This is a genomic window from Amycolatopsis sp. cmx-4-83, assembly GCF_046548815.1.
Classification (GTDB): Bacteria; Actinomycetota; Actinomycetes; order Mycobacteriales; family Pseudonocardiaceae; genus Amycolatopsis; species Amycolatopsis pretoriensis_A.
Map to the genome: position 1 here is coordinate 591,100 of NZ_JAEBEF010000003.1, position 14,855 is coordinate 605,954.

Here is a 14,855-nt window from a genome sequence, read left to right on the forward strand (position 1 = left end):
ACCAGGCGCCCTTCGCTCGCTACGGGCTCACCGACCCCGGTGCGCGTGAAGCACGGTGAACCCGGCGGGTGCTTCCGTCTCTTCGGCCGCGTTTCCGGCGCCCGGTCACGAAAAGGTCAATTTACGCACGCAGGTGCAACCGACGGCTCCTTCCCGGCGATACACGACCGCCGGAAGGGACCTGACATGGCCTTGATGAAGCTTCGCGCACTCCGTCACCTCCTCGTGGGGGCAGTGCTGGCAGGGGCGTTGCTGCCCATCGCGTCCACCGAGGCGGCCGCGGTGGCGCTGCCGTCGGGCTTCGTGCTGCGGGACACCGACACCGGGCTCGGTCAGTACCAGCTGACCGACTTCGCCTACCTCCCCGACGGTTCCGTCCTCGCCACGGCCAAGGACGGCCGCGTGCGGTGGCTGCCCGTGAACGGGACGGGCAAGACCATCGCGACGCTGCCCACTCGTGCCGTCAGTGATCTCGGTCTGGTCGGCGTCGCCGTCGCGCCCGACTACGCCACGTCGCACACCGTTTACCTCACGCGGTCGGTCGACCAGGCGAGCGGCTTCGTCATGCGCCTGTCGCGGTTCACGGTCGGCGTGGACGGGACCGCCACGCCCACCGGGCTGAGCGGTGAGCAGTCGCTGCTCGACGTTCCCGGCATCTTCGACGTCCACGGCATCAACGGCGTCGCCGCCGCCGCGGACGGGACGCTCTGGATGTCCATCGGGGACAACGGGGACTTCTCGAAGGTGGACCCGGGGGCGCTGCGCGCGCAGGACATCACCCAGCCCTACGGCAAGATCCTCCACTTCACCCCCGACGGCAAGGGCGTGCCGGCCAACCCGTACTACGACGCCGCCAACCCGGGCTCGACCGCGAGCAAGGTGTTCGCGCGCGGCTTGCGCAACCCGTTCCGGTTCAGCATCGACCAGAACCTCGGGCTGCCGGTCGCGGGTGACGTCGGCTGGAACGCGTGGGAGGAGGTCGACGTCGTCCAGCGCGGCGCGAACCTCGGGTGGCCGTGCTGGGAGGGCAACCAACCGACGTCCGGGTACAGCGGTCTCGCGGGCTGCGCGGGGGTGGCGAACCAGCCGCCGATCTTCGAGTACCAGCACGGCAGTGGTGCCATGCAGGGCAACAGCGTCACCGGTGGGATCGTCTACAACGGATCGAGTTATCCGGCGGCGTACCGCGGTGCGTACTTCTTCGGCGACTACGTGACGCACAAGATCTGGACCCTGCGCTACGACGACCAGGGCAAGCTCACGCAGTCCCCGCAGAACCCGCCGGTCTTCACCGACATCGGCGGGCCGACGAAGTTCGCGGCCGCGGTCAACGGCGACATCGTCTACGCCGACATCCTGTCCGGGAAGCTGCGGCGGCTGAGCTATTCGGCCGGAAACACCGCGCCGGTGGCGAACGCGTCGTCGGTCACCGATCCCGACACCCGCACGGTCTCCTTCGACGGTTCGGGATCGGTCGACTACGACAACGACCCCTTGAAGTACGACTGGGACTTCGGTGACGGGACGACCGCGGCCGACGCCGGCCCGGCGGTGTCGCACACCTACGCGGCGGGCACCGGGTCGTTCACCGCGAAGCTGACCGTCCGGGACCCGCTGGGTGCCACCGGCGCGACCGGCATCGCGGTCGCGCCCGGCAACCACACTCCCCAGCTCACGCTGACGACGCCGGGTGACGCCGCGACGTTCGCGGTCGGCGAGCAGGTTCCCCTGAGCGCCACCGCGACCGACGTCGAGGACGGCGCCTTGCCGATCACGTGGACCTCCGCGGTGCGGCACTGCCCGAGCGAGGCCACGTGCCACTCGCACCCCGGCGCCGGCGGGACGGGAAGCGGTTTCGGGCTGCTGTTCACCGAGCACCCGGACTCGCGGATGGAGTTCACCGCGACGGTGACCGACAGCACCGGGGTGACCGCTTCGAAGACCTACGTGGCCCGGCCGCGCGAGCACCGGATCACCTTGGCCGGCACGCAACCCGCGGCGCTCAGCATCCCGGTCGAGGGCGGCGTCAGCACCGCGATGGTCGCCGAGGGGGCCACGTTCGACGTCGAGGCCGCGCCGCTGGGCATCGACGGCGTCTCGAAGTTCACCGGCTGGCAGGGTGGTCCGGCGGGCACGACGTGGATCGTCACAGTCGGCACGTCCGACCTGACGTTGACGGCGAACTACGCCACGCCGATCGACCAGCGCTACAACGCCGACCCGGCGCTGCAGGCGAAGCTCGGCGCGCCGACCGCGCCCGAGGTCACCGACGGCCCGGTCCACTACCGGGTCTACGCGAACGGGCGGTTGTACTGGAGTGCGGTGGGCGGCACGAAGTTCGTCACCGGCCCGGTGCTGACCAAGTACCTCGCCTTCGGCGGGCACGCCAAGCTCGGCCCGCCGACGTCGGACACCGCGACCACGCCGGACGGGGTGGCGCAGTACAGCCACTTCGTCGACAACGGCAACGTGGGTTCGATCTACTACACGGCGGCGACGGGCGCGCACGCGCTCTATGGTGAGATCCGCAAGAAGTGGGCGGCGCTGGACTACGAGCGCGGGCTCGGGTACCCGACCACCGACGAGAGCGGTACGCCGGACGGCGTCGGCCGGTACAACCACTTCGTCAAGGGTGGCAACGTCGGGTCGGTCTACTACACGAACGCGACGGGCGCGCACGCCATCTTCGGCGAGATCCGCAAGAAGTGGGCGGCACTCGGCTACGAGCGCGGGCTCGGCTACCCGACGACCGACGAAGGCGCGACGCCGGACGGGGTCGGCCGGTACAACCACTTCAGCCTCGGGCACTCGATCTACTACTCGGTGGCGACGGGGGCGCACGCGGTGAAGGGCGAGATCCGGAAGCGGTGGGCGGCCCTGGGTTGGGAGCGGTCCTACCTGCGCTACCCGACGACCGACGAGTACGTGACGAACGGGGTGTACCGCAGCGACTTCCAGGGCGGCTACATCACGTTCACGCTGGCGGGCGGAGCGGTCGACCGTCCTTGGTGAACTGAGCCGCGGCCGGCGGCGCCGGGCTCGCCCCCTACGCGAGCCCGGCGTACCGGTTCCCCTGGTGCGGTCGTCCGGCCCCCCGGCCGAACGCTCCCCGGACACGGCCCCGACGACCGTGTGCGCCGGTGGGACCCCGGCCGGGTGGGGGTGTGACGAGCTCGCGGGTGATGATCACCCGGGCGGGGGAGGAAGGTAGGGCTCGGCGGCAAACGGGGGGCGTTCTGCCGCCGAGCCGAGCTGCGGTCATCGAGCCGGTCGGGGGGCGTGCCGGACCGATCACCTCAGCACACGACAAGAGGGCGAACCGGGAGCGGAATGACGTCTAGGGCCGGAGATCACCTGGTCGAGTGACGCGCCGGTGCCCGGAGCCCAGCGGGGCATCGGCCCCCCGAACCCGCTGGGCCGCCCAGGCACCGACTGGCTCCTTGTACCGGAAATCGGCACCGAACACGGTGGGCGTCACCCGACGGTGCTTCGATTCCACCCTGGCGGGGCAGCTCAGGCCCGGTCGGGCAGGAGCGCCCACACGGTCTTCTCGGTGACGTCGCGGTCCACGCCCCACGCCAGGACGAGGTTGGCGACCACCGCGAGCCCGGTTCCCCGCGAGTGCGCGCCGCCGCGGATCGCGGTGAGGGTGTGCGCGTTCCGCGGTTCGCCGTCGGTCACCTCCAGCAGCAGGCCGGCCCGGTGCCGGGTGTACCGCAGGCTCAGCGGCGCGCCGGTGTGCCGGTAGGCGTTGTCGACCAGTTCGTCGGCGACCAGGAGGACGAAGCCCAGCCGGGTGGCGGGCGCGGACCCGAACCCGACGCCGTCCACGAGCCGTCGGCGGAGCGCCGGTGGCCGTGGGCGCTGCCGCAGGTCGAAGACGCCTTCGGCGGTGGCGGCGATGCGGGCGCACAACCGGTCGACCTCGGCGCTCGGCCGGAGTCCGCTGTAGACGTCGCCCTCAGGCGGGTGTTCGGTGTCCATCGGTTCCCCTCGGTCGATCCGTGGCACGATGCAGGTGCGATGCAAAACGGAGGAGGCCGGATGGACGGCGGGTCCGGCGCACGGTCGCTCAGCTCGAGTGAAGTGGCGCGGGCACTGGGCGTGTCCCAGGTGACCCTGCGCACGTGGGAGCAGCGGTACGGCATCGGCGCCTCCGAGCGCGAGGAGAACGGCCGCCGCCGGTACGCGCCGGAGGACGTCGATCGCCTGCGGCGGATGCGGGCGCTGCAGGCGCAGGGCACCGGCGCGCGCGAGGCCGCCCGGCTGGTGCTGGCCCGGGCCGCCGCCGCCACGACCGCCCACCAGCGCCGGGAGCGGTTGACCGAAGCCGCCGAGCTCCTCGACCTGGCCACGATGGGCGGCCTGGTCGACGACTCGCTCGGCAGCCTGGGCGTGACGAAGACGTGGACCGACGTCCTCGCTCCGGTGCTGCGCGCGATCGGCGCGCGCTGGGCCCGGTTCGGCGACCGCGACGCCATGGCGGCGGAGTGGGCGCTGGCGACGGCCGCGTCCGGGGCGCTGGACCGGTACACGGCCCCGGCGCCGGCCCGGGCGGGGCGGGCGCCGGTCCTGTTCGTCTGCGCGCCGACGGAGCGCCACGAACTGGCGGTCAAGGCGCTCGGCGCGGCGCTGTGCGACGACGGCGCCCCGGGGATGTTCCTCGGCGGGCTCGTGTCGCTCGACGTCCTGCGGGTCGTCAACGCCCGCTTCGCCCCGAGCGACGTCGTGGTGTGGTCGATGACGTCGCAGTCCGCGGACGTGCGGATCCTGCACACCCTGCACGCGGAAGGGGTGCCGGTGCGCCCGGCGGGGCCGGGCTGGCGCGGGCTGCCGACCGCCGGGGAGCCGCTCCCGCCGTCGTTCACCGGTGCCCTCGCCCACTTCGGGTGCTGACCGCCGATCGCCGTGGTCGTCCGATGTGGACGGACAGGACCGCCAGCGGGCCCAAGGTGTTCTGCAGCACGCACACCAGCACGGCCGCCGGGGTGGCGGGGAACCGCGTCGCGGCGGCCCAGGCGGAACCGGCGAGCAGGAAGCTGCCCAGCAGTACCCCGACGACGACCGCGGTCCGGTGCAGCCGCCGGTCGCGGGTGTCCGAAATGGTCAGCAGGAGCACCGCTTGGACGACGAGCCCGGTGGCCGCGCCCAACGCGGGGGAGCCGACGGGCAGCCAGGTGAAGCTGATCGCCGTGGCGACCGCGGACAGGGCGGCCGTGCCCGCGGCGCACCCCGAAGCGAGGCGGGCCGTCGCCGCGCCGCTGCTTCGGAGCGCGGTGGTCATCGCCGTTCCCGTTCCAGGGCCCGGGTTTCCTCGGCCGGGTCGGGGTTCAGCAGCGAACCCGGGAGCGCGCGCCCGGCCGAGCCGAGCTTGTTCATCTTCTTCGGCACCGGCGCGCCCTGGTACTCGAGCGGGCTCGCGCTCAGCGGCTGGTGGATCTCGATGAACTCGCCGTGCGGCAGCCGTTTGATGATGCCGGTCTCGATGCCGTGGTCGAGCACCTCGCGGTCGGCCCGCTGCAGGCCGAGGCAGATCCGGTAGGTGAGGAAGTACGCCAGCGGCGGGGCGATCAGCAGCCCGATCCGGCCGGCCCAGGTCGTGGCGTTCAACGACAGGTCGAACTGCACGGCGAAGATGTCGTTGAAGCTGGAGAGGGTGAGCACGAGGAAGAAGGCGATCGCCATCGCGCCGATCGAGGTGCGGACCGGTGCGTCGCGCGGGCGCTGGAGCAGGTTGTGGTGCGCGGTGTCGCCGGAGAGCTTCCGCTCGATGAAGGGGTAGCTCAGCAGCAGCGTCACGAGGACGCCGATGCCGATGGCGCCGGCGAAGAAGACCGGGGGCACGGTGTGGTCGCCGAGGTAGAGCTCCCACGGCGGCCAGACGCGCAGCAGGCCGTCGGCCCACCCCATGTACCAGTCCGGCTGGGACCCGGCGGAAACCTGGGAAGGGTTGTACGGGCCGAAGTTCCACACCGGGTTGATCTGGAACAGCCCCGACATCAACGCCAGCACCCCGATGACCAGGGTGAAGAAGGCCCCGCCCTTGAGCGCGAAGTACGGCATGATCCGGACGCCGACGACGTTGGTCTCCTTGCGGCGCACGCCGGGGAACTGGGTGTGCTTCTGGTACCAGACCAGCGCCAGGTGCGCCCCGACCAGGGCGAGCATGATGCCCGGCAGCAGCAGGATGTGCAGCGTGTACAGCCGCGGGATGATCTGGTCGCCCGGGAACTCCCCGCCGAAGAGCGCCCAGTGGATCCAGGTCCCCATCACCGGCACCGACAGCACGATCCCCGACAGGGTCGCCCGGATACCGGTACCCGAAAGCAGGTCGTCGGGCAGGGAGTAGCCGAAGAAGCCCTCGAAGCACCCCAGGATCAGCAGCAGCCCGCCGATCACCCAGTTCGCCTCACGCGGGCGCCGGAACGCACCGGTGAAGAAGATCCGCAGCATGTGCACGGCCATCGACGCCACGAAGATCAGCGCCGCCCAGTGGTGCAGCTGCCGCATGAACAGCCCACCGCGGACGTCGAAGGAGATGTCCAGCGTCGTGCGGAACGCCTGCGACATCTCCAGGCCCTGCATGTTCGTGAAGCTGCCGTGGTAGACGACCTCCTGCATGGAGGGGTCGAAGAACAGCGTCAGGTACACACCGGTGAGCAGCAGGATGATGAAGCTGTAGAGCGCGATCTCGCCGAGCAGGAACGACCAGTGCGTCGGGAACACCTTGTTCAGCTGGTGCCCCAGGCCCTTGGCCGCGTGGTACCGCTGGTCGGCGTTGTTCGCGGCGTCGCCCAGCGCCTTCTCGACCGGGCTCGACCCCTTGGTCGGCGTGGTGAGTGAACTCATCCGCCCTCCTCCCCGGCGTTGTCCGGCTCGTCCGATCGTCACACCCCCGCGTCTCCGCTGCCCAGTCGTGCATCGAAGTTGAATCGCAGTGCGTGGCTCGAAGCGATGTGACTATGCTTGAGCGATCAGGCTGGATCGGATATGCATCGGAGGCGTTGGTGTTCGGCACGCTGCTCGACACGGTGCTCGACCGGACCGTGCTCCCGGGGTACTCCCGCCTCGGCTACGCCCTGCGGCGACGCGAGTGGGACGGTCCCGCTCCCGGCGCGTTGGACGGCCGCGTCGCGCTCGTGACGGGTGCCGGTTCGGGGCTGGGGGAGGCCACCGCGACCGGGCTGGCCCGGCTGGGCGCCGAGGTGGTGCTGGTGGTGCGCGATCCCGTCCGCGGGGAGCAGGCGCTCGCGCGCGTCCGCGCGGCGGCCCCGGGGGCGAAGGTCCGGACGGCCCGGTGCGACGTGGCCGATTTCGCGTCGGTGCGGGAGTTCGCGGCCGGGGAGTCGCGTGTGGACGTTCTCGTGCACAACGCCGGCGTGCTGCCGCCGCGGCGCTCGGAGAGCGTCGACGGCCACGAGATCACGTTCGCGACCCACGTGCTCGGCCCGCTGCTGCTGACCGAGTCACTGCTCCCGGCCCTGCGTGCCGCCGGCGACGGCCGGGTGATCATGGTGTCGTCGGGCGGGATGTACACCCAGCCGCTCGCCGTCGACGACCCGGAATACCGGAACGGCCGGTACCGCGGCGCGACGGCGTACGCGCGGACGAAGCGGATGCAGGTCGAGCTGACCCCGCTGCTCGCCGAACGCTGGCGGCCGGACGGCGTGGCCGTGCACAGCACCCATCCCGGCTGGGCGGACACCCCGGGGCTCGTCGGCTCGCTGCCGTCGTTCCGCAGGGTTCTCCAGCCGGTGCTGCGCACACCGGAGCAAGGTGCCGACACGGCGGTCTGGCTGGCGGCGGCCGATCCGCAGCCGGCGCCAGGGCGCTTCTGGCACGACCGGCGGGAGCGGCCGTTCCACGTCCTGCCGGGAACAGCGCCGAAGCCGGGCGAGGCGCAGCGGTTGCTGAGGTACTGCCTGGACGCGATCGGGGTCAGTTCCGGCTCAGCTGGATGATGCGCACGCACGGCTCGTGGTCCTGCCACGGCTGCAGCCGGACGAAGCCGCTGACGCTGCGCTGGTGGGTGACGCCCTCGATGTCGACCTCGATGACCGGGTCGTGGAAGCGCACGATGCCCTGGTCGGGGATCGCCAGCCGGGTCGGTGCCTCCACGCTGAGCGTGATGGTGCCGCCGAGCAGCGACTCCGAGCCGGGGCAGGCCATCGCTTTCGCACCGTCCGGCCCGTCGAGCGCGTCGGCGTTGAGGCGTCGCAGGAACTCCTCGGCCACGGTACGGGCGGCTTGAAGCTGGCTGTCGCTGCCACGCGAGAACGAGGAAGCCGCTGGAGACGGCGCCGCCGAGCTCGGTCCTGGGTTCGCTGTGTTTTCGTGGGGCAGGAAGAAGCCGGGCGCCACGAAACCGGTCACCGCGACGATGACGACGACCAGTCCCAGCGCGGCGAGCGTGACCCACAGTCCGGTACGCCGCGGCCGCGGAGGCACCGGGCCGCGGCCGGGGTACGGCGGTGGGCCGTAGCCCGGGCGGGGTCCCCCGGACCACCCAGGCGGCGGTCCGGTTGGGTAGCCGTGCTGTGGATGCGTCATGACGGTCGCCTTCCCTCCCCGGTCGGCCGACCTCGAGAATAGGGTGATCATGCCGGCCGGCGCACGTCGGACACGCGCGAGCCTCGGGCCACGGCTGTCCGGCGAACAAGCGGGTCGCCTCGACCGCCCAGTCCTGCCACTGTTCTGGTGTCCAGCCGCGATCGAAACAGAGTTTCGTGTAGGTCTCGGTGCTGACCAGGCTCTACACGATGTCGACGGTGCGGTCGTCCGGTTGCCGCTCGTAGACCAGTTCCAGTACTTCGGCGGTGGTCGTTCGCCTTCCTGCCTCGAGCTGGCTGCACCACCCGGCCACCTCGTGGTCACCGGCGGCGGCTTCACCGCCCATCGTCTACGGCCACCATCGGTGCACGTCGCGTAGGGCAGTATCGGCATGTTGGCCGAAGTCCAAGCCTGCAATTCCTGCCAAAGACGAGACGTAGGTGCTCAGGAGGTGTAGACCCCTGGCCCGATCGACTCGGACAAGCACCGTCCGCAGCAAGGACACATACTCACCGTAACCACATACCTCGTTGGCGCGAACCAGCAAAGCGCGTCGTACCTCGTGGTCGCCGTAGGGCAGATTAGCCGCCGCATGGGTCAACTGGTGTGCTGACAGATGCGGCGCCAACCCTGCCACTGCCCTGGCCCGAAAAAAATCGCTGGAAATGGTGGTGGCGGTGGCCAGCGCATCGGTCAGGACGGCAGCTCGTTGATCGACCGGAAGATGGGGTGCCAACGCTGTCAATGCCTCGGCTCGGGAGTATTCGTCGTTGATCGCGGTGGCAGCGGTCAACGCTTCGCTCAACTGCTGTGCGGACAGATGGGGCGCCATACCCGTCAACGCGGCGGCCTGGGCAGGTGCGTCGGTGATAGCGGTGGCAACAGTCAATGCGTAAGCCAGCTTTTGTGCTGACAGATGGGGTGCCAGCGCCGCCAATGCCTCGGCTCGGGAGTACTCGTCGCTGATCGCGGTGGCGACGACCAGTGCTTCGACCAAGACCGCAGCTCGTTGATCGACCGGCAAATACGGCGCCAATCCTGCCACCGCCTCGGCCCAGGCGTACTCGCCGGTGATGGCGGTGGCAGCGGCCAACGCATCAGCCAGCTTTTGGGCTGACAGATGCGGCGCCAACGCTGTCAACGCTGCGGCCCGAGCGGAGTCGTCGGTGATGCCGGTGGCTGCGGCCAACGCCTCGGCCAGGACCGCAGGTCGTTGATCGAGCTGCAGATGCGGCGCCAACGCCGTCAACGCCTCGGCCCGGGCATACTTGTCGCGGATCACGGTGGCGGCGGCCAACGCCTCGGCCAGTCGATGTACCGGCAGATGCGCCGCCAGCGCCGACAACGCCGCCGCCCGGGCATACTCGCTGGTGATCGCAGTGGCAGCGGCCAACGCATCGGCCAACTGCTGAGCCGGCAGATGCGGCGCCAATGCTGTCAACGCTGCGGCCCGAGTGGAATCGTCGGTGATGGCAGTGGCTGTGGCCAGCGCGTCGGCCAGCTGCTGGGCCGGCAGATGCGGCGCCAGTCCACCCAACGCCTTGGCCCGGGAGTACTCGCTGGTGATGGCGGCGGCGGCGGTCAGCGCATCGGCCAGGACCGCAGTTCGTTGATCGAGCGGCAGGTGCGGTGCCAACGCCGTCAACGCTGCGGCCCAGGAGTACTCGCTGGTGATGACGGTGACGGCGGCCAAGGCATCGGCCAGCTGCTGCGCTGACAGATGCGGCGCCAATCTGCCCAACGCCTCGGCCCGAGCGGACTCGTCGGTGATGGCAATGGCCGTGGCCAGCGCATCGGCCAGCTGCTGGGCAGGCAGATGCGGCGCCAATCTGCCCAACGCCTCGGCCCGAGCGGACTCGTCGGTGATGGCGGTGGCAGCGGTCAGCGCATCGGCCAGGACCGTAGTTCGTTGATCGAGCGGCAGCCGCGGCGCCAACGCTGTCAACGCCTCGGCCCGGGAGTATTCGTCGCTGAGGGCAGTAGCGACGGCCAGCACTTCGGCCAGATGCTGGATCGGCAGACGCGGCACCAGCCCCGCCAATGCTCTGGATCGGCCAGATTCGTCATTGATGACAGTGGCAGCGGTCAAAGCATCGGCCAGCCGTTGCGACGGCAGATGCGGGGCCAAACTCCCCAACGCCTGGGCTATGAAGTACTCGTCGGTGATATCGGTGGCGGTGGCCAGAGCCTCGGTCAGGACCGCAGGCCGTTGATCGAGCGGCAGATGCGGTACCAACGCCGTCAACGCCTTCACCCGGGCATACCCGCTGGTGATATCGGTGGCGGCGGCCAAGGCCTCGGTCAGGACCGCGGGCCGTTGATCGAGCGGCAGATGCGGTATCAACGCCGTCAACGCTTCCGCACGGGCATACCCGCTGGTGATGGCAGTGGCAGCGGTCAATGCCTCGGCCAGCTGCTGGGATGACAGATGTGGCGCCAAACCTGCCAATGCCGTGGCACGGGCGGACTCGCTGGTGATGGCAGTGACAGCGGTCAATGCCTCGGCCAGCCGTTGGGGTGACAGATGTGGCGCCAAACCTGCCAATGCCGTGGCACGGGCGGACTCGTCGGTGATGGCGGTAGCGGCGGCCAGTGATTGAGTCGCGACGACGATTCGGTGATCTTCTGGCAGGTACGGGACAAGGGCGGTGAGTGCGGCCGAGCGGGTATCAGGAGTGGGAAGACGGCGGGCGTGGGCTACTGCCCGGGCCGGCGTCCAGAGGTGCTTCCGCAGCAGGTTGACCAGTAACGTGGTGGGGATGGTGGTGGTCAGGCTGGTGATCGAGGCGGTGATCAACCAGTAGCGCAGTTCTTCGAGAAGGCTGGAGGCCGGTCTGCCGGTGGACAGGCAGGCATCGGTACGGCGTTGGCTGTCAGCGGATGCAGTGGCGATATCAGCGAGGTAGTCATCGATGGTGTCCGCCGTGTCGTGGGCAGCGAACCACACGTTCGCTACGCGGCCGTACTCCGTTGTGCACTCGGCGCGCAACAGGTCATGCAGCTCGCTGGACCGGTCAGCGTGAAGGAGATGCCGAGCCAAGTGCCGCAGCGGATATCCGCCGTGACCGCCGGCCAACCCGGGATGGGAGCCCAGACGCTCGATGCCGGTGTCCAGTCCACCGAACAGGTTCAGGTAGTGGGTGGCGATCCGGTCGTGGGCGTGCCTGGAGGCCGCGTCGAGTACTTCCGCCCAGTTTCGGTCTCGATTCGCCGTGTCGGCGTGGTCTCCTGTGAGTAGTTCACGGAAACTGGCGTGCAGGATCTCAAACCGTTGGACCGCCGAACCCCTGCGGCCCTGGCGCCCGATGGGGGCATCCGTGGCGGAGAGAAACGGCCGAAGCGTCTCGTAGCACAAAGATCGCGCGGTGGACTCGGCAACGCCGGCCAGCTCGGCAAGGGTGACCGCAGACAGGGGCTCGCCGACAACGGCCAACGTGGAGAGAACCGGCAGGATCTCACTATCCCACCGGGGCATCCGGCGCCATCTGTCGAGAGTGTTCAGGTAGTAGGCGGACAGGTCGGCCAGTAGGTCGTTGAGGTTTCGAGGATTGCGTTGCCCCAGACGGATCTCTTCCAGGGCATACCGCAGGTACACCCAGATTCCGCCGCACCGCCGCGTCAGCTCCGCAGCGACCTCGTCCGCCGTCGTCCCAGCCTTGAGCAGCTGCACCTGAAGGTCGTTGTCCTGAAATGCCTTCTTCAGGTAGTCGGCGACATCGTCGCGATTGCGGTCATCATGCGGATTGATCGACAACACCACAGGTGTCGGAGTGGACGACGGCGGACTGTAGCCTGAGCGGTAGGTGCCGACCACGAAAACCCCGTCGGGCAAAACTGACGGCAGCCCCCATGGTTGCCGCTCGTCTCCTACCGTGTCGGCCTCGTCCGCGCCGTCGACCACCAAGACCAGTGGTTTGCCGGCCGCCGCTGCCCGGCGAAGTACGCGCTCGAATCCGTCTGCTTTGCCCGCCCACTCCGGCAGCATCCGTCCGGGTGTCAACTCCCACAGGCCACACTGCTGAATCAGTTGACCTGCCAGGTTCCGCAGCCCCACCGTCTCGGACGCACCGCGGGACAGTCGTACGAAATGCCCGGGCCATCCCCGCGATTGCACCAGATGTGACGCGATCGCAGACTTTCCCACACCAGCCGGACCTTCGATCCACACGTATCCCGATCGCCTGTCGGAGAGGGCCTGGTCGATCTGATCGAGCAGCCAGGTTCGCCCGCTGAAGTCCCTGTCCAGTACGGAAGCCATGGCGGAGTCCAGATCGAGGACGGCGTCTTCGACAGACACCGCGCCCGCGCCGACTGCGCCAAAGGTCACCGACCCGATCATCTGTGCCTGAGCGATGTTTCCTGGCACCACGCCGGCGTTGAGGGCGTTGGAGAAAGGCAGGTCTCCCTGGCCTTGCGGTAGAGGCAGCGGCTCACCAGTATCGCCGCGGTCCCCGGCGGCGACGTTGGGGTGGACTGGTACCCGACCCAATGGCGTGTCGAACTGCTGTACGGCGGGCGGTGCGAGGGCCCCGCGGTCAGCGTGCTCGAGCGACTGCCGTATTCGGCTGACGAACCGTTTGACTGTGCCGTAGACCAGAGCCTGACGATCGTGGGGTTTGCAGATGCCGACGTGGTCGGCGTCAATCGGGATCGGCTGGGCCTGCGGCAGACCCGGGTCCGCCGATATCTGGTCGACAACCCACAGGCCTTTGGTGGGACGGCCCTCATGGAACACCAGATGGGCGATCCCGGCCTGGGCTGCCCAGTTGCGATATCGGTCGTTGAGGTGCCGAAGGTGGGCGGCGTTGCGTTGAAGATCGTCAACGGCCGAGGTGTCGCGGCAGACTGGTCCCAGTGCTTCGAACAGCTTGGTGATGCTGGAATCGGTATGGGGCGTGCTCAGGAACACCACACCGCGTGCGGCAACGGCGAAGAAACGGGCGTACTCCGTACGCTCCTCGGCAGCATGGAGGAGGATCTCCTTGGCCAGCAGCCCACCCAGGCTGTGCGTGACGAAACACAGCGGTCGTCTACCGATCCCGTTGTCCTGCAGGTGGGCCAGCAGGTTGACTGCCTCATCCCGCGTGGGCAGGGCGCGGCTGCGTCGCTTGCTGGACCAAGCGTCGTAGCCGACCGACCAAACGGCAACATCGTCGAAGTCTTCCCCCAGCCACTGCGGCCAGAACGCGGACCCGTCCTTCCGGCACCACGTCGCGCGTGGGTCACCGTCCAGGCCGTGGAGGAACACGACATCCAGCACAGCCGGCTGCGGGGTACGCACTGCAACGACTTCCGTCACCCTCACGATCCTCCGGACGACCGCGCCAGCACTCGCACCTGGCTAACACCGAACCACGTCGACTATGCCACCGACCGAGGTGCAGGGCACGAGCCGCGCCGTGGTCGCGACTCGTGGACGCGACCGTCGCTGAGGATAGGGTGCAGTGTTACATTGCGGATACTTTCTGTAATCACACTTTCGTGTGTTGCGGGTTGCCACGCCGATGAGCGCGGGTGGACGGGGATGGCAATGCTACCGAACGAGTCATCGCCCCTCGGATTGTCACACCTATAGTGCGAGCCCCTTCTGACCGCCGCGCGGGAATCGGTCAACCACCAGCACGGCGGTCGGACGACCTCCTCGCCAGTGCCGTCGCAGTGACCGCGATCTTCTGGACCGGCCCCGAAGCAGCACCAGCCAGCAATACCGGCGTCGCCACGACGAGTTGCCGAGCGAGCCTCTTACGCGCGCTCGGAACCGCCGTGAAACACCTCGAGGTGGACTTTCGCTGCTGCCTCGGTGTCCAGCCAGCGCAACTCGAATTGTTCGCCGTACCAGTCGAGCCGGGCCGACGCGAGCTCCTCCTGCGCGCTGTCGGTCCCCGGATCCGAGCGATCCTCGTACCGCCAGTGATCCGGCTCGTTCTCGTCCCGGCGCGCGAACACCATGTCGACGTAAGTGGTGCCGCCGGCTCGGGGGCTCTTGACGAGTTCCGGAACCGTGACGTGGAGGTACCCCTCGAACCGCGTCCCGTCGATCACCTGGGCGGTCCGGCCGGCGAATGCGAAGTCCTCCACCCTACCACGCTTCATCAGCACCTCCGCGGCCCATTGTCGTGCAACGCAGTTGTCGGCTGTCCCTCGGGCAGGGGGCCGCATCACGCTCACGTCGGGTGCCACGCCGGCATCAGCTCCCGGCACATCCGGGGGAGCGCACCCGACCATCACTGCTGGTCACCCCGTGATCGACGGGGTAACCCGCGCGCCAAGCGGCCGGACCCGGCCGGGCCCGGCCAGGCTCCGCG

The 14,855-nt window shown here is 69.4% G+C and carries 10 protein-coding genes; 3 read left to right on the forward strand and 7 right to left on the reverse strand.

Translation table 11 applies throughout. The features are described 5' to 3' along the window. The first annotated feature begins 195 nt into the window (after nucleotides 1–195). Nucleotides 196–3,012 carry a PQQ-dependent sugar dehydrogenase gene (locus ACLJQM_RS12245; RefSeq protein WP_410631268.1) on the forward strand — a complete coding sequence of 939 codons (2,817 nt, stop codon included), beginning with the start codon at nucleotides 196–198 and terminating at the stop codon, nucleotides 3,010–3,012. A 501-nt stretch (nucleotides 3,013–3,513) separates the two neighbouring features. Here ACLJQM_RS12245 and ACLJQM_RS12250 read toward each other — a convergent pair. Then, nucleotides 3,514–3,984 (reverse strand): ATP-binding protein, encoded by a 471-nt coding sequence (locus tag ACLJQM_RS12250; RefSeq protein WP_410631269.1) that lies wholly within the window; start codon nucleotides 3,982–3,984, stop codon nucleotides 3,514–3,516. Between the two features lie 60 nt (nucleotides 3,985–4,044). Between ACLJQM_RS12250 and ACLJQM_RS12255 the strand changes: the two genes are divergently transcribed. Then, nucleotides 4,045–4,896, forward strand: a complete 852-nt coding sequence (locus tag ACLJQM_RS12255) for a MerR family transcriptional regulator (RefSeq protein ID WP_247022465.1) — start codon at nucleotides 4,045–4,047, stop codon at nucleotides 4,894–4,896. Here the strand turns inward: ACLJQM_RS12255 and ACLJQM_RS12260 are convergent. Both ACLJQM_RS12260 and ACLJQM_RS12265 read right to left on the reverse strand, forming a co-directional pair. Next, nucleotides 4,865–5,284 (reverse strand): hypothetical protein, encoded by a 420-nt coding sequence (locus tag ACLJQM_RS12260; RefSeq protein ID WP_410631270.1) that lies wholly within the window; start codon nucleotides 5,282–5,284, stop codon nucleotides 4,865–4,867. The genes ACLJQM_RS12255 and ACLJQM_RS12260 overlap by 32 nt on opposite strands. After that, nucleotides 5,281–6,849: a cytochrome b gene (locus ACLJQM_RS12265; RefSeq protein ID WP_410631271.1), complete on the reverse strand. Its 1,569-nt coding sequence runs from the start codon at nucleotides 6,847–6,849 to the stop codon at nucleotides 5,281–5,283. Before ACLJQM_RS12265 ends, ACLJQM_RS12260 begins: the two co-directional genes overlap by 4 nt. Nucleotides 6,850–7,007: 158 nt before the next feature. On the opposite strand from ACLJQM_RS12265, the gene ACLJQM_RS12270 reads away from it, so the two are divergent. After that, nucleotides 7,008–7,961, forward strand: a complete 954-nt coding sequence (locus ACLJQM_RS12270; protein ID WP_410631272.1) for an SDR family NAD(P)-dependent oxidoreductase — start codon at nucleotides 7,008–7,010, stop codon at nucleotides 7,959–7,961. Here ACLJQM_RS12270 and ACLJQM_RS12275 read toward each other — a convergent pair. The 4 genes from ACLJQM_RS12275 to ACLJQM_RS12290 form a co-directional block, all read right to left on the reverse strand. Further along, a complete protein-coding gene (locus ACLJQM_RS12275; RefSeq protein ID WP_410631273.1) occupies nucleotides 7,939–8,550 on the reverse strand; it encodes a hypothetical protein in 612 nt (203 codons plus the stop codon). The two genes, ACLJQM_RS12270 and ACLJQM_RS12275, sit on opposite strands and share 23 nt — an antisense overlap. 202 nt (nucleotides 8,551–8,752) lie before the next feature. Continuing rightward, the gene (locus ACLJQM_RS12280) at nucleotides 8,753–8,896 is read right to left on the reverse strand and encodes a hypothetical protein (protein WP_410631274.1); all 144 of its coding nucleotides are present in this window, start codon (nucleotides 8,894–8,896) and stop codon (nucleotides 8,753–8,755) included. A gap of 3 nt (nucleotides 8,897–8,899) precedes the next feature. Further along, nucleotides 8,900–13,849, reverse strand: a complete 4,950-nt coding sequence (locus ACLJQM_RS12285) for an AAA family ATPase (RefSeq protein WP_410631275.1) — start codon at nucleotides 13,847–13,849, stop codon at nucleotides 8,900–8,902. A gap of 443 nt (nucleotides 13,850–14,292) precedes the next feature. Beyond that, nucleotides 14,293–14,730, reverse strand: coding sequence for a hypothetical protein (locus tag ACLJQM_RS12290; RefSeq protein ID WP_410631276.1), 438 nt, complete (start codon nucleotides 14,728–14,730; stop codon nucleotides 14,293–14,295). Nucleotides 14,731–14,855: the final 125 nt, after the last annotated feature.

Excerpts from the sequence above, each read along its gene's own strand:
- ACLJQM_RS12245 (WP_410631268.1), top strand. The coding sequence starts at position 196 with ATGAAGCTTCGCGCACTCCGTCACCTCCTCGTGGGGGCAGTGCTGGCA.
- ACLJQM_RS12250 (WP_410631269.1), bottom strand. The coding sequence starts at position 3,984 with ATGGACACCGAACACCCGCCTGAGGGCGACGTCTACAGCGGACTCCGG.
- ACLJQM_RS12255 (WP_247022465.1), top strand. The coding sequence starts at position 4,045 with ATGGACGGCGGGTCCGGCGCACGGTCGCTCAGCTCGAGTGAAGTGGCG.
- ACLJQM_RS12260 (WP_410631270.1), bottom strand. The coding sequence starts at position 5,284 with ATGACCACCGCGCTCCGAAGCAGCGGCGCGGCGACGGCCCGCCTCGCT.
- ACLJQM_RS12265 (WP_410631271.1), bottom strand. The coding sequence starts at position 6,849 with ATGAGTTCACTCACCACGCCGACCAAGGGGTCGAGCCCGGTCGAGAAG.
- ACLJQM_RS12275 (WP_410631273.1), bottom strand. The coding sequence starts at position 8,550 with ATGACGCATCCACAGCACGGCTACCCAACCGGACCGCCGCCTGGGTGG.
- ACLJQM_RS12280 (WP_410631274.1), bottom strand. The coding sequence starts at position 8,896 with ATGGGCGGTGAAGCCGCCGCCGGTGACCACGAGGTGGCCGGGTGGTGC.